This window comes from Pseudoalteromonas gelatinilytica (assembly GCF_001641615.1).
GTDB classification, from domain to species: domain Bacteria; phylum Pseudomonadota; class Gammaproteobacteria; order Enterobacterales; family Alteromonadaceae; genus Pseudoalteromonas; species Pseudoalteromonas gelatinilytica.
In genome coordinates, this window is the sequence record NZ_LRRU01000019.1 from 132,107 (window position 1) to 152,293 (window position 20,187).

Below are 20,187 nucleotides of genomic sequence, written 5' to 3' on the forward strand. Positions count from 1 at the left end.
CCTTTTTTATTTTTTAAAACTTACAGTAGCTCTGCAATTAATTGCAGTGGATGCTTTGGTTTAAATTTTTCATAGCGTTTCACTTGGCTACGACAAGAAAACCCAGTTGCTAAAATAGTTTCAGGCTCATTATTAGAAATAATTGGTTGCCAACTCATTTCATAAAGTGCGCGTGAATTTTCTTGGTTTTGTTTTTCATGGCCATAGGTTCCTGCCATACCACAACAACCTGTACTAGTCGTATCTAGTTGTAAATTTAAATCAGCAAAGATGGTTTGCCAAACTTTAGATGCATTTGGCATAGCTGTTGTTTCAGTACAATGACTTAACAATTTAAATGGTGAATTCGATTTTGTGGCAAGTGTAACCTGTTTGAAGTTTTGCGTTTGAAGCCATTCATGCGCAAGTTCAACTTTAAAATTTCCACGGTTCTCTTTTAAAATTGACACATATTCATCTCGGTAACACATAACCAAAGATGCATCGAGCCCAACTAAAGGTGCATTGATTTCACTGAGTGAATTTAAAAACTCAGCTGCATTTTTTGCTGTTGTTTTAAATTCATTTAAAAACCCTTTTACATGCTGTGCTTTACCATTAGGTTTAAATGGTAATAGCATTGCTTTTTTGCCTAACGCTTTAATGACTTTAATAAAGCTTTCGACTAATTCGGCTTCGTAAAAACTCGTAAATGGATCTTGAACTATCAATACATATTCAGCTTGTTGTTCTTTGGAAAGTGAATTTAGTAATTCAAAATTGAATTGTTGATCTTTTGAAATACGTTTTGAAAGTTGCGGTACGCTTAAACTTGGTGTATCAACATAACCAATAGTATTTTTAATTAAACCTGAAACAAGTTTTGTATTTACTATTGGATTTACCACTTTAGCAAATTTTGCCATCACCGGTGCAGTTTGTTCGATGCCTGCTACTAAGTAATCTTTTGCTGGGCGTGCATAATAACTATGGTAGAAATTTAAAAAGCGTGAACGGAATGTTGGTACGTCAACTTTAATTGGGCATGCAGTTGTACATGCTTTACAAGCTAAACATTCGTCCATTGATTCTTTCACTTCATGAGAGAAATCATAAACGCCTTTTTTCTTATCGCGACTATGTTGATAGCGCTCCCACCAAGTGATTACTTCACCATTGATCAATTCTTTTTCAACATTGAGTAAATCAATATTTTCAGACTCTTGAAGTCGTAACCATTCGCGCATTAAACTCGCGCGACCTTTTGGTGAATATCGGCGGTCACCTGTTACTTTATAAGACGGACACATTGGTGATTTTTCATCGTAGTTAAAACACAGACCATTACCATTACAGGTCATCGCGTTATTAAATTCTGTTTTAACATCGATAGAAATTTCTTTGTCGAACCAGGCTCGCTTTTGATCGTCAACAGAAACGAGTGAGTCTTTACTTTCAATTGGCGTACAGATTTTACCTGGGTTTACTCTGTTATTTGGATCAAATGCCGCTTTAATTTTTCGAAGTTGTGTAAATAAATGCTCGCCAAAAAATTCAGGGCCATATTCACTTCGATATCCTTTGCCGTGCTCACCCCACATTAAGCCGCCATATTTGGCAGTCAATTTAACGACTTCATCTGAAATATGACGAAGTAATTTTTCTTGCTCAGGGTCACACATATCTAAAGCAGGTCTTACGTGTAATACGCCAGCATCAACATGACCAAACATACCATATTGAAGATTGTGGTTATCGAGAAGTTCGCGAAACTCAACAATGAAATCTGCTAAGTTTTCTGGAGGTACAGCTGTATCTTCAGCAAAAGCTAATGGTTTTTGATTGCCTTTTACATTCCCTAAAAGACCCACTGACTTTTTACGCATTGCATAAATTTTTAAAATATCAGCCTTGTCATTCGTTAACTGATAACCGATCACGCCATTAGTTTGCTTTGTAACACATTCATCAAGTAACTTACAAAGAGTGTCTACTTTGTCTTTTATGTCTTCTGGTGAAACCGCATTAAACTCAACCATGTTGAGCCCTTGCATATCTTTGTTTTGAACATCGGTTATTAAGTCCGATACTGAATGCCAAATGATATCTTCACGAGCAAGGTTAAGCACTTTACTGTCGACTGTTTCTACCGAAGTTGCATTTGCTGCGACTAGAAAGGGTGAATGACGAAGTGCAGAATCAAAGCTATCGTATTTAATGTTAATTAAAGTCTTAAATTCTGCAATTGGCGTAATGTTAAGTTTCGCTTCTGTAACAATACCTAAAGAACCTTCGGAGCCAGTAATTAATCGGCTCATATCAAAGGTTTGTAAATCATCAGAAAAAATATGTTCTAAATCGTAACCGGTAAGAAAACGGTTTAAACGTGGGAATTTTTCTAAAATAGCATCACGGTTTTCAAGGCCAATATCGATAACTGTTTTATATAATTTACCTACAGTCGTGTTTTGTTCAGCAATTACTTTTGCTTTTTCAATAGGCATAGGGGTTGTTGACATTTCAGTGCCATCAACAAGATAAGTAGTAAGGCCTAAAACGTGATCACTGGTTTTGCCATAAACCAAAGAGCCTTGACCAGAGGCATCTGTATTTATCATGCCACCGATTGTTGCTCGGTTACTTGTTGATAAATCGGGGGCAAAGAAAAAACCATAAGGGCGTAAAAAGTCATTTAATTGATCTTTGATTACACCTGTCTGCACGCGTACCCAGTTTTCTTCGACATTGATTTCTAAGATTTCACGCATATAACGTGATAAATCAACAACTATACCGGGTGTTAGCGATTGGCCATTAGTACCCGTACCGCCACCGCGTGGACCAAAGGTCAGTGATAAAAACGGATCACGTGAAGCAATTTGCATAGCAAGTTGTATGTCTTTTGCAGACTTTGGAAAGATGACACCTTGAGGTACTTGTTGGTAAACGCTGTTATCGGTCGATAAACTTAAACGTGTAGAAAAGCTTGCATCGGTATCACCACTAAAACCTTGTTTTTTAATTGTTTCTAAGTAATTAGATACGAGTTCTGTGGCAGCTTGTTGTTGGCTTATTGTTGCTATCATGACGGTGATAAATTAAGGCATTTTGCAAATTATATCATGCTAATAGCTAAGATAAATTGAAGATTTTACAGTTTGTAACACTCTTTTTATCGATTTAGGGTGCAATACTTTTATACTGTGTAATAAAGCAGCAAATGGAGATAATCAGATGAAAAAAATTGCATTAATCAGTTTAGGTGCCTTGTCCATGTTATTGGGATTAGTTTTTGTCATTATTCCCGGACCGTCGTTGATCTTTTTTATTGCAGGTCTCTTCTGTTTATCTTTTTATTATCCTAAAGCGCGTGATTATTTAACCTTGTGTCAAAAAGCACTCACTAAGTCATGTGCATATATTGATAAAAAACTTGCTCGCTGATTTAAAAGGCGTGTTGTCCTTTGTAGATTAGACTTTGTTCACTCTAGGGGCGATTTAATCGCGGCGCGAGATTTGTAACCTAGTGGGCTAAGTAAAAATCGAGCAAAGCTTCCGCGTCCTGCTCACGCCCCTTACCTACATCCATGTAGGTAACAAAGAGTTAATCGCCCCTAGAAAGAACCCGAAGGGCAGCGCGTGTTTGGCATTGATGCTGCGTTATCACCTATTTATGTGGAACAACCACACTACACAGGCTCTGCCTTGCCTAAATACCAAACACACTGCTGCAAAATCAATCATAAAAGGACAACACGCCCTTCGAAGTAACAAAAATGCCAGCTAAGTGCTGGCATTTTTTATATTAGAATCTTTATTTTAGTTAAATAAAGTAGTTAGTCGGCTAATTTTTTAGCAAGATATAACCAAGTCTCTAATACTGTATCTGGGTTTAGAGAAACAGAATCAATGCCCTGCTCAACTAACCAAGCTGCAAAGTCTTCGTGATCTGAAGGGCCTTGACCACAAATACCTACGTATTTGCCTTTTGCTTTAGCTGTTTGAATAGCCATTGATAATAGTTTCTTGATTGCAGGGTTACGCTCATCAAATAGATGGGCAATTAAACCTGAATCACGGTCAAGACCTAATGTTAACTGAGTTAAGTCATTTGAACCGATAGAGAAACCATCGAAATACTCTAAGAACTCATCTGCTAGTAAAGCGTTTGATGGTAATTCACACATCATGATTACTTTAAGACCATTTTCGCCACGTTTAAGGCCGTGCTCTTCTAGTAATTCAATAACACGTTTACCTTCTTCAAGTGTACGAACAAATGGGATCATGATTTCAATATTAGTCATACCCATTTCGTTGCGAACGCGTTTAATTGCTTCACACTCTAGCGCGAAACAGTCACGGAAATCTTCAGAGATATAACGTGCTGCACCACGGAAACCAATCATTGGGTTTTCTTCTTCTGGCTCATATTGCTGGCCGCCAACAAGGTTTGCATATTCGTTTGACTTAAAGTCAGACATACGAACAATGACACGCTCAGGTGCAAACGCACAACCTAGTGTTGCAATACCTTCAACAAGCTTAGAAATATAGAATTCTACAGGTGATTCATAACCTGCCATCATTTCTGAGATTTCAGCTTTTAGCTCGTCAGATTGAGCATCAAAGTTAAGAAGTGCTTTAGGGTGAACACCAATCATACGGTTGATTACGAATTCAACACGCGCAAGGCCAACACCTGCATGAGGTAAGCGTGCAAAGTCAAATGCACGATCAGGGTTACCCACGTTCATCATGATTTTCATCGGTAATTCTGGCATTTCATCAACACGTGAAGTAAGTACTTCGTAATCTAAAATGCCTTCGTAGATGTAACCTGTGTCACCTTCGGCACACGAAACAGTTACATCTTGACCTGCTTTAATTAAATCAGTTGCGTTACCACAACCAACAACAGCAGGAATACCTAGTTCACGTGCAATGATTGCTGCGTGACAAGTACGGCCACCACGGTTTGTTACAATCGCGGCTGCACGTTTCATGATTGGTTCCCAATCAGGGTCAGTCATGTCAGTAACTAGGATGTCACCTTGTTGTACTTTATCCATCTCATCGATTGAATTAAGTACACGAACAGTACCTGAACCAATTTTGTGACCGATTGCACGACCTTCAACAACTACAGCACTTGTGCCGTTTAGTTGGAAACGTTCCATTACGTTTGCGTCTTCATTTGAACGAACTGTTTCTGGACGCGCTTGAACGATATAAAGTTTACCGTCGTTACCGTCTTTCGCCCATTCAATATCCATTGGACGACCGTAATGTTTTTCGATAATCACAGCTTGCTTAGCAAGTTCTTGAACTTCTGCATCTGTGATTGAGAATTTGTTTGAAAGTGAAGAATCTACATCAACAATTTCAACTTGCTTACCGTGTGATTCATCCGCAGAGTAAATCATTTGGATTGCTTTTGAACCAATGTTACGGCGAACTACTGAAGGTTTACCGTTAGCAAGTGTCGGCTTGTGAACATAAAATTCATCTGGGTTTACAGCACCCTGTACAACCATTTCACCAAGACCATAGCTTGAAGTGACAAATACAACATCTTCAAAGCCAGATTCAGTATCAATACTGAACATAACACCTGAAGCTGCTTTATCTGAACGAACCATGCGTTGGATACCAGCTGATAATGCAACACCGCGGTGGTCATAACCTTGGTGAACACGGTAAGAAATAGCGCGGTCATTAAATAGTGAGGCAAACACGTGTTTAATAGCAGTCATTACTGCATCAATACCACGTACGTTTAAAAACGTTTCTTGTTGTCCTGCGAATGAAGCGTCTGGCATGTCTTCTGCTGTAGCAGATGAGCGAACCGCAAATGAAACATCTTGTGATGCGTCGCCATGTAATTGGCTATATGCGTCGCGAATGGCTTGGTCTAGGTTTGGTTGGAATGGTGTGTCGATAATCCATTGGCGGATTTCGGCACCGACTTTAGCGAGTGTATTTACATCATCCACATCCAATGTGTCTAAAATATCGTGGATTTTTGAGTTTAACCCAGATTGCTCTAGGAACTCGTTGAATGCATCAGCGGTTGTAGCGAAACCACCTGGCACTTGAACACCAGCGTTAGCTAGGTTTGAGATCATTTCACCCAGTGAAGCGTTTTTACCGCCAACACGTGGAACATCTTGCATACCAAGCTCTTGATACCAGAGAACGTATTCTTGCACGGATCTTTCTCCATAAACAAATTGTAGTACTAACTGTGAGAGTTAAGAAAGAAAACCTTCTAAAAAGGTCGTAGTCATTCTACACTGGCAACAGACCTCACGTAAACCGTGAAGCCCCTATTTTGCAGATAAAGGTAATAAAAAGGTTAATTATGAGAACTGCATTTTATATCTCTGATGGAACAGCAATCACCTCAGAAGTCTTTGGTCACGCGACCTTATCAATGTTTCCTGTGGAATTTAATCACAAAACAATTCCTTTTGTTGAAACAGAAAAAAAAGCAAATGAAGTTAAGAACTTGATTAATTCAACAGCACAACGTGATGGTGAACAGCCACTTGTGTTCTTTACATTTGTAAATCATGAACTAAGTGGAATCATAAAATCGTCGTGTGCGGTGTGTTATGACTTTTTGTCACAATACAGTGATAAAATTGGCGAAGAGTTAAAAGTTGCACCTGTACCTAAGGTTCATAGAACACACTCAATGCATGAAAAAAGTTATGATTTTCGAATTGATGCGGTGAACTATGCGTTAACTAATGATGACGGCGCTAATATTAAGAACTACTCTGAAGCTGACATTATCTTAGTGGGTGTTAGTAGAAGTGGTAAAACACCAACAAGTTTATACTTGGCATTACAATATGGCATTAAAGCGGCTAATTATCCGCTTACTGAAGATGATTTAGAAAGAGGCACCCTGCCTGAATGTTTAAAAGCTTACAAGCATAAACTATTTGGGTTAACGATTGACCCTATTCGCCTTGCTGATATCCGCCAGCGTCGTATGGCTAATTCTAAATATGCGTCTTTAAAACAGTGTCGTATTGAAGTGCGCGAAGTAGAAATGCTTTATAAAAAACAAAAAATACAATACCTGAATTCTACGCATCATTCAGTAGAAGAAATTTCAGCGAAAATTATATCTGATACAGGTCTTGAACGACGTAAGTACTAACTACTTCTAGTATCGGACATTAAAAAAGGCTGCAACGTGCAGCCTTTTTTGGATAACTTAAGATGTTACTTACGTGCGTCTTTTAATAAATCAGCAACTAAGAAACCAAGTTCTAAAACTTGATCTGCATTTAAACGCGGGTCGCACTGTGTGCGGTAGCGTTGTGCTAAATCTTCATCTGATAAACCATAAGCACCACCCGTACATTCAGTCACGTGCTGGCCAGTCATTTCTAGGTGAACACCACCTGGGTATGAACCTTCAGCTTTGTGAACTGCAAAGAACTGACTAATTTCACGAAGAATATTATTAAAGCTTCGTGTTTTATAACCTGAGCTCGCTTTCTCAGTATTGCCATGCATTGGATCTGAGCTCCAAATAACTTTACGGCCTTCTTGTTGTACTTTACGTACTAGTGCCGGTAGTTTTTCAGGCAGAACATCAGCACCCATTCGTGTAATTAACGTTAAGCGACCTGGAATGTTATCTGGGTTAACGGCATCGATAAGTTTGATTAGCTCATCTGGGTCCATACCCGGGCCAACTTTCACACCGATTGGGTTTTTAATCCCTTTGAAAAATTCGATGTGGGCATGATCAAGCTGACGTGTACGCTCACCAATCCAAACAAAGTGTGCAGAACAATCGTACCAGTCACCCGATAAATGGTCACGACGTGTTAGTGCTTCTTCGTAACCTAATAATAATGCTTCGTGTGATGTAAATAAGTCAGTTTCTTTTAAGCTTGGTGCAACAGTTGAGTCGATACCACACACTTCCATAAATTCAAGCGCATCTTGAATTCTGTCTGCTAGCTGTTGATATTTCTCTTTAAGTGGATTCGCAGCAACAAAACCCATGTTCCAACGGTTTACTTGGTGTAAATCGGCTAAACCACCTTGCGCGAATGCGCGTAATAAATTTAACGTTGCTGCACTGTGATGATATGCCGTCATTAAACGCTGTGGATCGGGTACTCGTGCTTGCTCAGTAAATTCAAAGTTATTGATGATATCACCACGGTACGAAGGCAGAGATACACCGTCAATTGTTTCATAATCTGATGAACGTGGCTTTGCATACTGACCAGCCATACGCGCAATTTTAACGACAGGGCATTTACCGCCATAAGTTAAAACAACGGCCATTTGTAAAAGCGTTTTAAATGTATCGCGGATATTTGCAGCATTAAAGTCACTGAATGACTCTGCACAATCACCACCCTGTAATAAAAAGGCTCTGCCTTCACATACAGCTTCTAATTGTTTGTATAAGCTACGCGTCTCTTCAGCAAATACTAAAGGTGGTGCGCTTTTTAATTGCCCTTCAACTGATTTTAGGGCTTCTTGATCTGGGTACTCTGGCTGCTGAAGTATCGGCAGTTTTCTCCAGCTGTCTGGGTTCCACGATTGCATGTTCTTTCCTCATTCCTAACATAGACCGTTAACGAAAACTAACTTATTGCACGTACTAAGTTCAAGGACAATATTCAGCTATTTATGATTATTTCGTTATTTGATAAACAGTTTCGATATTAACAATTAGAGCTCCAATTTTTTATTGTTTTAAACCAGTTAGTTACACCTGTTTTACGATATTTTTAGTTGATGCACTACAGAAGAACACATCTTACCTAAATCAAGCCATAGTGTAACCTCTGCTTTACATGTATAAAACATCCTTTTTTAAATCTACATTGATCAAATTAAAAAGTTGTACTAGCAAATACACTAAAGAACACATCATACTATATTGGGGTTAAGTATTAGGTCAGCAATAAAAAGAAATTAACTTTAAATAATCAAGTGATAAGATTAGAATTGAATTAAATTTAAGTAAGATGTGTTCCTATGAGTTCCAAGTTAGAAATACGTAGTCAGTTTGATTTAGTAAGTGAATTAACTCATTTATTTTGTGAAGAATTAAAGGAAGTGGGTTTTCATAAGGCATCATATTATCAACTGCCAGATATCGATATAAACGACGAAAAGAAAGTTCCTTCTTCAATTAGTGTACATAAAATTGAAGGCGATGATGCTCATAAACTAATTCTAAATTCCTTTGGTGATTTTTATAAAAAGACAGGATTAAGTAGTCGAGTTTTAAAAAGACATCCAGGCTTATTAGTTTTAAAAGATGTCGATAAGCAACATTTCATTGCACGGATAAATCAGTTGAATAAAGCCAAAGCTGATTTTAAAAATAGCGTAATAGCTATCGATAATAATGATGCGCGGTTTGAAGCGGTGCACAATGCAGTTCCTAATCTCATTACACTTGCTGCATATCGTAAGATTCATTTTGAAACTGAATCGCCCTACTCTGTTCGTTTTACTTGGATGCACAAACATGCAACTAAAACGCTAACAAAAAAAATGGCTTTAGCAATGTTGGATAAATCGGCAAGTTATTCAAATCCAAGAATGATCGACCAACACTCTTGGCAAGCGCTAGTTGCACAAGAACAAAGTCGTGTTGCAAGTTTAGGTGATAAAGAAAAATTACGAATTCGCAGGCCAACAAGAGTTAGCCCACAAGTTAATGTAAGATATACCGCTCAAAACCGATATCATGTTAGTGCTGCTTTACCTTTTATTTTGATCAATCCAGAACCTGATGTAAAACTTGGTACATTAACTGATTATCAAAAACCTGAAAGCCACCCTCGTAAAAGAGAATATGATTTCTTAGTAGATAGACTTTACTTAGAACAAGTAACAGATTGATTATGTTAAAAAGGCCACATCAGTGGCCTTTTCTATATAGTAGAGAGTATTAAAGAAATTAGTCTTCGACTATTTCTTCAATTTTGTCTTCATCGATTAATACCGCATTCTCAACGATACGTTTTCCACCTTGAATTTCGATTCGTTTGTTATGCTTATTAAGCGTAAGGATCTCATCACAAAATTGGTCAGACGGATGCATCTCGTAAGTGTAATCAATAATATTACCTGTCTTGTCATCTTTAACATTGGTAATGTTATATTCAGAGATTGCACCTTTCTCTATTAAATCTTTCATTGTTGTCGTCATATCACGACGCAAAGCTTTTAATTTATTTTCTGTAATTTCATCTGTCGAATAGATAGAACCGTATTTTTCCATGATTGATAATAGTCGGAAATGGTAGGTCTTACCCGGTGCCGCGTAACGCCATAAATGATATAAACGAAGCATCATCCAACGTGACAAACCGCGTTTTAATTCTTGCGCACTATTAAAGTAATAACCTTTATATTCAAGGTTATCGATCATGTTATGAACGAAGGCATTTAAACATGCAACACACTTTACGTTTCCGCCTTGTCCTTTTTTACCGCTAAAGTGAAGTGACGACAAAAAGTTCATATTCGATTCGTAAAATGAATCATCAATATCAGAATTGCGAGTGTCGGTTGCTGAGTATCTAAAAGAAAGTTTAGAACCTTGCAAAGCTTCTAATGATTCTTTGATTTGCGGATACGGCATTGACTGGCCAACCGCTTTCAGCTCTTGCGCTAATTCATTCATTGAAAAAACAACCGCGTATTGAATACCTGATTTAAAATTAATTTTTACAATTTTACCTTTAGAGGCTAAACGAATTAAGGCACGCTCGACCTTTTCTTCACGATCAGATGGCCAAACAAGATATTCAACATCTTCACCATCTTTTCTTGTGCTTACTACCGCTGGCGTAATTTTGATTTCGCCATCATAAAGAATGCCGTCAACTTTTTCAGAGATTCTTCGTGTTACGATGGTTTTCTTTGGTGCTTCTTCAACCGGAAGCTTCTTATGACCAGAACGGACAAAACGTCCCCATAAATCATAATGATTAAAAGTATTTGAGTAAGCTCTCAAACCATGTGCAGCATTTTCAATTGAAACGCGCACATCTTTGTTGTCTGTAAATAGTGCAAGACTTTCATTATCTATTGCACTTTCCACCCCGTGGATCTGCCCGCGTAATGTATCGGGTAAGTTATCTACCGAGATGTTGACCTTTCGGCTCATTGTTCTTATTTCCAATTTTTCTTCGACAGTTAATAACAACACATAAAACTTCAAAAGTTAAATGTTTAAGTTAGTAAAAACTTGATCCGATCTTAATTAATTTCTTAGGATCAGTTTTATACTAACTCATTCGTAAAAGCTAATTTTCAGATCAGATTTTTACTAAGTTATAGTTGATAGGTCGTGATTTTACTAACTCAGTTCAAATTATGTCCTGTGAATCGCCTTGTTAAGGCTAATTAACACGACATAAATCTCCTTTTTTGAAATTGCATGTGGATAAATCAAGTTCAAGTTAGCATAGATCTGATCTGTACCAACTATAGATCAGATCCATACTAACTAAATGCATTAGTTTACCGAGTTCTCAGTGCATAACTTTCTAATTTAGTTAGTAAAATTATGATCTACTCAGGCATATTTGTGAGTAATTTAGTGATTAAACTGTGCATAACTCAAAAGCCTGTTTTTTACTTAGTAATAAGCTGATCTGTGAGTAATAAGAGATCTGATCTTAACCAAGTAAAACTATGATCTGCTATTTTATAAAATATTCAATTAAATCAGATAGATATTATTCTATTTTAGCATCTTAACCTTATATACCTATATACTTAACCGATATTAAACTTACTTATTTATACTTAGCATCAGTAAAGTTACAAATTTTTATTAAATGTCTTATTAATAAAAGGCATGTCGTCTTAAATACTTGTTTACAGCAATTTGAATGGACATTATACTTAAAGCATAACTTTGAGGAAGAAAGTATGTCTATCAATAATAATGCGCTAGCCACTTATAGGTTACTAAAAGCGACAGCAGAAGTTGCTGAAAAATCGCTAGAAGGACGTATTCAACATTATCGTGCCCACCTTAAGTCTGAAGAAAAAGAACTTCGTACTTACACCCAAAAAGCAGCTGCTGATTTATTAGGCTGTAATAATCGTACTTTAAAAAGACGCCATGATAATGGTGATTTTGACGAACTTAATATCAAACGTGGTGCAAATGGCCACTATGCTTACACACTTGTAAATATTTTTGCTATGGCTGATATCATGGATATTAAGCCTGATCACCGTACTGCTGATGATAAATTGCAAGTAATTGTGATCAATTCACTTAAAGGTGGTTGTGGTAAAACGACTAGTATGGTGAATATTGCAGCGGCCCTAGCAACGACCAATATTAAACGTTACAGAATTGGTATTATTGATCTTGATCCACAAGGTTCTTCGTCAAGTTTCTTCCCTCCAAGTGAGCCTGATCCAATTACAGTTGGTGATTTAATGCGTGATTGCATTGAGCTTGAAGAAAATGAAACCTGGGATGAGTTAGTAAGCAACTCTTTCCTACCTACTCATATTCCAAATATTCGTATTTTACCATCTGGTATGGATGACTTTTATTTTGAACATGAAACAGCAACTTTATTAAAAGATAGCTCTAGTTACGATAAAACACGTCATTATCATAAACTGCTAGAAAAAGTTATTGAGCCGGTTAAAGACCAATTTGATATTATTTTAATTGATACAGCTCCATCTCTTAACTTTATGTTTTATAATGCATTAATGGCTTCAACATCGATGCTTATTCCTGTTCATCCAGAGGCTGTTGATTTTGATGCAAACAACAAATATTTAAAACGTTTAGGTGAGATTTACCATACAGTTGCAGCCCTTGGTCACGAAGGCTGGGATTTTATGCAATTCTTAGTGACTAACTATGTTAAAGGTAACCATTCACAGCGCGACATCGTTAAAGATGTACGTAGTGCCTTTGGACGCCAAGTTATGAGCTATCCAATTAATCATAGTTCTGCAATTACTGCCAGCTCATCATCTTTTAATACTATTTTTGATCAAAAAACGTCAGATAGCCTGGCGAGTCGTGAGTCATTACTCCGCGCTCAAGAAAATATCAAAGATGTGGTTGATGAACTTGAAATGCTGATCCGTTCGAATTGGCTATCAACTCAATCGACTCTCAATCCAGCTAAGTAAGGTAATTAATAAAAATGGCTAAAAAACGTAAAAACGATACCAGCTTAGACCCTTTTTCAACGTCTATCGAAAGCAGCAGTTTAGATGCTTTACTAGAGCAAGCTTCTGCTGGTGATGTTATCAGTATGCCTGCTCCAAGCGATCCTAATCGCCAAATCACTTTAGTGTGTAAGGTCATTCCAAGCTCAGAAATTGAAGCTAAAACAAAGGTATATGGTAAAAACCGCCGAGTACAATCATTACTAAATGAAAAGTCAGTCGCTGATATTCTACCTGCAATTGCCGAAGACGGCCGTAACCAGCACCCTGCCCTATGTTGGGATAAAGGTGATGAAATGCTTGTATTAGCAGGCTCTCGTCGTCGTAAAGCATGTATCTTAAGTAACTCTGATTATTTAGTTCTAAGCTCTGAAGATTTTACTGATCAAGATGCTAAAATTCTTGCTGTATCATCAGATCAATACATTGCGCCAAGTCTATGGGAGCTTGGTCAGGCTTATCAACAGACCCGTGATGAGCTTATTGCTGAAGGTAAAAAAGGCTCTTATCGTGAGATTGCTGCAATTGAGGGGGTATCACACACTGCCATTGCTGACGCTATCAAAGCCTACGAGAACCTACCAGCGTCGGTTTTAAGTCTCTACCCTACGGCGAACCATGTTGGCCGTGAAGTGGCTAAAAAGCTTATTAGCGCTAAAGAGCGTGATGAGCAACTGTTCACCAAGCTAGTTAATGACGTAAGTAGTGATGCCGAAATTGCGCAAATGACTAGCGATGATAAACGTGCTCTTGCAATAACTAAGCTATTAACCGCTGAACCAGCAGCCCCTAGCCGTCGTGAAGCGCTTATCGACAGTGAGTTTGTTAGCTTACAACGCAATATTAAAAGCGGTGATTTATCTGTCAAAATCGATAATAAAGTGATGACAGACAAACGCTTAGAGCAGCTAACTAAACTTTTAAATAGCTTTAACTAGTTAGTAAAATAATGATCTATCGCGCTTTTACAGTTAGTAAAAGCGTGATCTACTCTTCCTTTTTGTTAGTAAAATGATGATCTGAAAAAGCAAAATACAGCTCTTTTTGGGTTGTCAGATCAATTTTTTACTAACTTATCGCCCCTTTACAGGCTTTTTTGCACTTTACCCTGCTTGGTTAGTAAAAAAACGATCTGTAAAGCCCCCACCTTGTTATTAACCTGTTTATATCTTGTGCGATTGTTGTTTGTTAAATGCTCAGCCTATCACTTTTTAGCTTTTACTTTATCTAAATACAGTTTTTTACCAAGTTATCAGCTCCAACCAGTCTAATATTGCTCAATAGTGCTTTAGCTCTGGGCCGATCGATCATATACTGGCAGAATTATTTTTTGTTTATACTGCCAAAAGCGTTATGTCTGCTAACTTATCCAAAAATGACTTATTAGCTATCTTTGAAGAAATCAAACAAGAGCAAGAAACTCAGTTTCCTCTGTCTGAGCGCTTCATTAAACAGCTGTTTAAGCCACATGTGTTAAGTAAAGCGAAAGAGTATCACCAGAACGGCCAAATCAATTGGTTAGAACATAACAGTGATTTTAGTGTTATCGATGCATCTATGTTTGGTAACGAAGGAAATACCTTCACTCAGCATATTGAGATCAGTAAATTACCAAGTGGCTTTTCGGTCGATTCACATTGTACTTGTGGTTCTAAAACCAAGTGCCGTCATATCGCGGCTGTGCTCCTTAAGCTCAAAATAGAACATTCTGGCGATTATGGGGAAGACTACATCATTAACGACTGGTTTAGTGAGCTTAAAACCCTTAAGCAAATTGCCAACGATAATGCCAAACACGTTTTATTATTCGTCCTTGATGTAGAGAAATCTGTTGTCACCCTTACCCCTAAAATTGCTAATTATGATGCTGAGCATAATTATACTCTCGGACGAAACCTAACCGAGCAGCAGTTAAATAGTTTTGTAACCCCCACTGATTTATTAGAAACTGATTTTCGTTTATATAGCTGGATCCGTTCTCAAAATGCCCTTGGTAAATTAGAGCTTAAAGGCCAATGGGGTTTTGCAGCACTGCAGCAATTAATTGCTACCCAGCGTTTGTTTTTAGGTCGCTCTCGCCAAGCAATTAAAGCTGATAGCATGCAAGCATTAGAGTTTGATTGGAAACAAAACAAAGACTTAACATCGTTGAGCATGACGCTTGCTGGCCAAGATAATTGGTTATTGCTTAAAACAACCCCCCCTACTTATCTTGACCCTGAAAAACTAAAGGTAGGTCGTATTCGTACTCCGTTAACGGCAGATGAGATTGCTTTACTTGCCAATATGCCAGCTATTCACACAGAGAACTTTGACCGCGTTTATCAACAACTCAATGATAATTTTGGCGAAGGTGTGATCCCTCATGCATTTAAGCAAAGTAAAAAAAGCCTAGCTAGAACGGTATTCCCAGTCATCAGTATTAATAATGATGAGGGAACAATTCGTTTATCATTGCAGTTTAATTATCAAAACTCTTTGTATGATTTAAGCCAAGCGCCAGCGGATATACTAAATCAGTCATTAGAAAACACCGTTGTAAATGAGTTAACTAACCTTGGCTTTGAATTATGTAAAGGGGCTTTACAATCAGAGTTTGTCTTTAATAAACAATCAGTTATTCATGAGCACTGGTTAAAGTTCGAAATAATTCCAAACTTATTAAAACGTGGTTGGAAAATTAATGATGAGTTAGACGTCGGCAAAGTTCTAAAACAACTTTCACTGCAAGTTGAGCGTGGTAAAGGCCATCAGATAGTTGGTAAAATCGTGATCTCTGGTGTCAAAACTCAGCAACTATTTGTTACAGATAATAATACTTATCAGTCACTTAACAGACAAAGTGAACGCTTTTATTACTTTACAGTAGGGAAACGCTTTGCGGTGGTAGAAAAGGCCGCGATGATGCAACTTAATGATTATCGTGAACGTTTTGAGCATATTAAAACCCGTGACGAAATCTTAATGCCTTTATCGTTTTTGCCTAAGCTTATCGAGCAAAAAGCAATTAAGGTTAATATTGTCGACGATGCACTTGATGCGTACTTATCTGAACTAAATAGCTCACAACAACTTATTAAAAAGTCCGATATTCAAGGCTTAAACCAAGGTGTGCAATTACGTGAGTACCAACAGCACGGTGTTGATTGGCTTAACTTTTTAAAACGTCATCAACTTGGTGGTATTTTGGCAGATGACATGGGGCTAGGTAAAACCTTACAAGTTATTGCCTTTTTAGCTAATGCCAAGCAATCACCACAAGCAGGCCCTACGTTAATTGTTTGCCCAACCAGCTTGGTCGGTAATTGGCAAAGCGAAATCAATAAGTTTGCGAGCAACTTAAAAATCACCACCGTATTTGGTGCTGCGCGCAGCGACCAATTACAACAGTTGTCGCAAGCAGATTGTATCTTAACAACGTACCCACTGTTGAAACGTGACATTGCCTTTTATTCGCCGCTGTATTTTGAAAACATCATTCTTGATGAAGCGCAATATATCAAAAACGATGCCGCGCAGGTATCGCGGTTAGTTAAGCGCCTTAATGCTGACTTTAAGCTCTGCTTAAGCGGCACGCCTATTGAAAATAACTTATTTGAGCTTAAATCTTTGCTTGACTTTGCAATGCCCTCTTTGCTTGGTTCGCAAACACATTTTAAGAGTTATTTTCAAACGCCTATTGAGCGTGATAACGATGTTGCCCGTGCAGATGAGCTTAAATCGTTGATCATGCCATTTATCTTGCGTCGAACTAAAGCTCAGGTAACGCAAGAGCTACCAGAGAAGACTGAGCTAGTTAAAGAGTTTGAATTTGAAAGCAAACAAAAAGAAATCTACACCGGTATCACTGAATCTTTAGAACAGAAATTAGTCGACCTATTTGCGCAGCAAGGTGTGCAAAAAAGTAAGCTAGCCTTTTTAGATGCATTGTTAAAGCTAAGACAAATCTGCTGTCATCCAAAATTGATCGATCCTAGTTCACAGGCTGGCAGCGCAAAGCTTGAGTGGTTATCTAAGCATTTGCCTATCATGCTTAGCGAAGGTCGAAAGGTGATTATATTTAGTCAATTCACCATGGCACTTGATGTGATAGCAGAGCGATTAAATGAATTAGGCATCAGCTTTAGTATGCTCACAGGGCAAACACGACACCGCGACCGTGTTATCGAAGAGTTTACTCAAGGTGATACATCCGTGTTTTTAATTAGCCTTAAAGCCGGCGGTACAGGGCTAAACCTAACTCAAGCTGATACTGTGATTCATTTTGATCCTTGGTGGAACCCTGCTGTTGAGAAACAAGCGACAGATCGTGCCTATCGAATTGGCCAAACGAACCCAGTGTTTGTTTATAAATTGATTATGGCTAACTCAATTGAACAAAAAGTATTTAAAATGCAGCAGCATAAGCAAGCCCTTGTTGATGCTTTATTTACCGAAAAATCAATGAGTTTCACTCAGTTTGATGAAAAGCAAATGCTCGCACTGATAAAAAATTAAATTTTTTTAAAGTTTTTTTGAACTAATCAAATTTTGGGGCGTCTATTATTATGCTTGTTGTTAAATTGCAGTTTACATAAGCATTATGTTGATTTCCCATTTGGTTACTAAATTTTAGTAATGTTAGAGCCAGCTCACCTTGAGCTGGCTTTTTTTATGCCTAAACCCCCTACTCTGCTGTCCGCTAATTCGTTATGATGATGTGTCTTTAAGTTATTGAGTTTTCGTTATGATTACAGAGCTAATTACACAGATTAATTGGCAAAGTGTAGTGCTTGGTGCTGCTGTAGGTGCTGTTACTAGTGGTGTCATTTTTGCCCTACAAAAAAGTCGCTTAAAAAATCAGTTAACTGATCTGCAAAATAGCCAGCAAATCCTGCAAAATCATTTAGAACAAAAGCAGCTGCAATTGCAAGAAACCCAGCTTACCCTTTCGCAGCTACAGCAAGATTACGCTGAACAACGTGATGAGTCTCAACACTTTAAAACCCGTTTCGTAGAACAAGAAAAACAAGCACAACAATACAACCAATTTTGGCGTCAAGTTGAAGCTGAGCTTGCTGATACAAAAGCTGCACTTAATCAGCGGGATGTTGATTTAAGTACCTTACGAAGCACAGTAGAGCAAAAAGAACTGCATTTTAAAGAGCAGCTTAGTCATATCAAAGAAAGCAAAGAGCAACTCAAAAAAGAGTTTGAAAATCTCGCTAATCAAATCCTTGAAGAAAAATCGCAGCGTTTTAAAACCTTAAACCAAGAAAGTATTGAGCAATTATTAAAACCGGTTCAGGGTGAACTAAAAGGCTTTCGCGATAAAATGGAATTGATCCACGTTGAAGATCTAAAGCAACGTGCAGCACTAAAAACTGAGTTATTGCATTTACAGGCTAAAAGCCAAGCCATCACCGAACAAGCTGATAGGCTGAGCACCGCATTACAAGGGCAAAAGAAAACCCAAGGTAATTGGGGAGAGTTAATGCTTGAAAATGTACTAGACAGCGCAGGGCTGCGTGCTGGAGTAGATTATCAGCGTGAAGTGTCGTTTAACACCGAAGATGGCCGCTTACGCCCAGATGTTGTAGTGTATTTACCTCAACAACGTCATTTAGTTATTGATGCTAAAACCTCTTTAAACGCGTATACACGCTATGTAAATGCCGATACAGAGCTTGAGGCTCAGCAAGCGCTTAAAGAGCATGTTATGGCGGTGCAATCGCGTATAAACGAGTTAGCAAGCAAAGCCTACGACAGACTACCGGGTATTAACTCACCAGAAGTGGTGATCATGTTTGTACCTATAGAGTCGGCTTTTGTTGAAGCGCTTAAGTACCAAAGTGATATTTATCAGCAAGCAATCGAAAAGAACATTTTAGTTGCTACTCCAACGACCTTATTGACTAGTTTGAATATCGTAAAACAACTGTGGCGTTTTGAAGAGCAAACTAAATACTCAAAAGAGCTTGCCGCTCGTGCAGAGCGTTTTTACAACAAACTCAATGGTTTCCTAACCAGTATGGAAGGGGTTGGTAAGCAATTAGACCGCGCCAAAGAAAGCTATGATAAAGCATTTTCTCAGCTGTATCGTGGTAAAGGAAACTTGATTAAGCAGGCCTCTGAGTTCAAAGAATTGGGGGTTTCTGTTCAAAAAGAGTTACCCGTGGAAAGTGTTGAAAAAGCCCAATTAGAGTTAGATTAAATGCGATACAAAAAAGCCAACGTCATGTTGGCTTTTTTGTTATACCAATTCGCTTAATTAAGTATTATTGCGGATTGGTATTAGTTAACAAGTTCAGCTGACACGATATCGTTGAGCATCAAAAAGTGGTTAAGTACAGACTCTTCAAGCTCGAATACTTGCGCGATTTTTTCACCACTTGCTGACATCCCCGTTTGCGCACCTGCAAACTCGATATGTAACCCTAAACGTTTCAGGGTTTGGGTATCGTAACTATAAATAGCAGCATCACGTTTCTCGGTAATACCTGGCATCATCCCTATGATAGTAACCGCTTGTTCAACATTGATGATATCGAAAAATTGTCGCTCGGCGGTTTGCCATTTTGCTATATAGCTAGCGACCTCGGGCGGCTGCTCCATTGGCACGTATAGTGGCTGTAATGAGCCGCCATGCCAGCCTATAACGGCTTGCTCTTCAACGAAGACATGTGGACTTGCGGTAACGACATAATTGGCGCAAGACGATGCACAAAGCTCGCGTACCACAACATTGAGTTGATATTCATGAACTAAGCCTCCGAAATGGAGACCTGCCATCACATCACCACCTTCGCTATTAATAATTAAGGTGTTGATTTGCTGATCGCTATTTACTAATAATTGTTCAAACTTTTCAACATTTTGCTTTGATGTTTCGCCCTGAAAATAAATAGTGCCCGGCGATACCTCACTAATTTCAGCAACGCTTTGCTGTGTTGTTTTACAACCAACCAGCAGCACGCTCAATAATAATAAAAAACGCATTAACAATGC

At 38.2% G+C, this 20,187-nt stretch carries 12 protein-coding genes; 7 read left to right on the top strand and 5 right to left on the bottom strand.

What is annotated here, in order from left to right; translation table 11 throughout:
• Positions 1-20: 20 nt before the first annotated feature.
• On the bottom strand, positions 21-3,065 hold the full coding sequence (gene ydiJ / locus NH153_RS11045) for a D-2-hydroxyglutarate dehydrogenase YdiJ (protein WP_063703753.1): 3,045 nt from the start codon (positions 3,063-3,065) through the stop codon (positions 21-23).
• 148 nt (positions 3,066-3,213) lie between these two features.
• Here ydiJ and NH153_RS11050 point away from each other — a divergent pair, with 148 nt between their 5' ends.
• The gene (locus NH153_RS11050; protein WP_063703756.1) at positions 3,214-3,423 is read left to right on the top strand and encodes a PGPGW domain-containing protein; all 210 of its coding nucleotides are present in this window, start codon (positions 3,214-3,216) and stop codon (positions 3,421-3,423) included.
• A gap of 392 nt (positions 3,424-3,815) precedes the next feature.
• Here NH153_RS11050 and ppsA read toward each other — a convergent pair whose 3' ends face one another.
• On the bottom strand, positions 3,816-6,191 hold the full coding sequence (gene ppsA, locus NH153_RS11055) for a phosphoenolpyruvate synthase (protein ID WP_063703758.1): 2,376 nt from the start codon (positions 6,189-6,191) through the stop codon (positions 3,816-3,818).
• A 152-nt stretch (positions 6,192-6,343) separates the two neighbouring features.
• Between ppsA and ppsR the strand changes: the two genes are divergently transcribed.
• Positions 6,344-7,153 (top strand): posphoenolpyruvate synthetase regulatory kinase/phosphorylase PpsR, encoded by an 810-nt coding sequence (gene ppsR, locus NH153_RS11060; protein ID WP_063703760.1) that lies wholly within the window; start codon positions 6,344-6,346, stop codon positions 7,151-7,153.
• A gap of 65 nt (positions 7,154-7,218) precedes the next feature.
• On the opposite strand, the gene NH153_RS11065 is transcribed toward ppsR, so the two are convergent.
• A complete protein-coding gene (locus tag NH153_RS11065) occupies positions 7,219-8,568 on the bottom strand; it encodes a class II 3-deoxy-7-phosphoheptulonate synthase (RefSeq protein WP_054563102.1) in 1,350 nt (449 codons plus the stop codon).
• 435 nt (positions 8,569-9,003) lie between these two features.
• Between NH153_RS11065 and NH153_RS11070 the strand changes: the two genes are divergently transcribed.
• Positions 9,004-9,879 carry a DNA replication terminus site-binding protein gene (locus NH153_RS11070; protein WP_063703762.1) on the top strand — a complete coding sequence of 292 codons (876 nt, stop codon included), beginning with the start codon at positions 9,004-9,006 and terminating at the stop codon, positions 9,877-9,879.
• Positions 9,880-9,937: 58 nt separating this feature from the next.
• Here NH153_RS11070 and NH153_RS11075 read toward each other — a convergent pair whose 3' ends face one another.
• Entirely contained in the window at positions 9,938-11,152 is a 1,215-nt protein-coding gene (locus tag NH153_RS11075) for a hypothetical protein (protein WP_063703764.1), read from the bottom strand.
• A 770-nt stretch (positions 11,153-11,922) separates the two neighbouring features.
• On the opposite strand from NH153_RS11075, the gene NH153_RS11080 reads away from it, so the two are divergent.
• The 4 genes from NH153_RS11080 to NH153_RS11095 all read left to right on the top strand — a co-directional run bounded on the left by NH153_RS11080 (position 11,923) and on the right by NH153_RS11095 (position 19,393).
• Positions 11,923-13,161, top strand: a complete 1,239-nt coding sequence (locus NH153_RS11080; protein WP_063703766.1) for an AAA family ATPase — start codon at positions 11,923-11,925, stop codon at positions 13,159-13,161.
• A gap of 14 nt (positions 13,162-13,175) precedes the next feature.
• On the top strand, positions 13,176-14,138 hold the full coding sequence (locus tag NH153_RS11085) for a hypothetical protein (RefSeq protein ID WP_063703768.1): 963 nt from the start codon (positions 13,176-13,178) through the stop codon (positions 14,136-14,138).
• A 415-nt stretch (positions 14,139-14,553) separates the two neighbouring features.
• Positions 14,554-17,697, top strand: a complete 3,144-nt coding sequence (locus NH153_RS11090; protein WP_063703771.1) for a DEAD/DEAH box helicase — start codon at positions 14,554-14,556, stop codon at positions 17,695-17,697.
• A gap of 229 nt (positions 17,698-17,926) precedes the next feature.
• Complete coding sequence (locus NH153_RS11095) at positions 17,927-19,393, top strand: DNA recombination protein RmuC (protein ID WP_063703773.1); 1,467 nt, start codon at positions 17,927-17,929, stop codon at positions 19,391-19,393.
• Positions 19,394-19,473: 80 nt separating this feature from the next.
• On the opposite strand, the gene NH153_RS11100 is transcribed toward NH153_RS11095, so the two are convergent.
• The gene (locus tag NH153_RS11100; protein ID WP_063703775.1) at positions 19,474-20,178 is read right to left on the bottom strand and encodes a Clp protease/crotonase-like domain-containing protein; all 705 of its coding nucleotides are present in this window, start codon (positions 20,176-20,178) and stop codon (positions 19,474-19,476) included.
• Between the last annotated feature and the right edge of the window lie 9 nt (positions 20,179-20,187).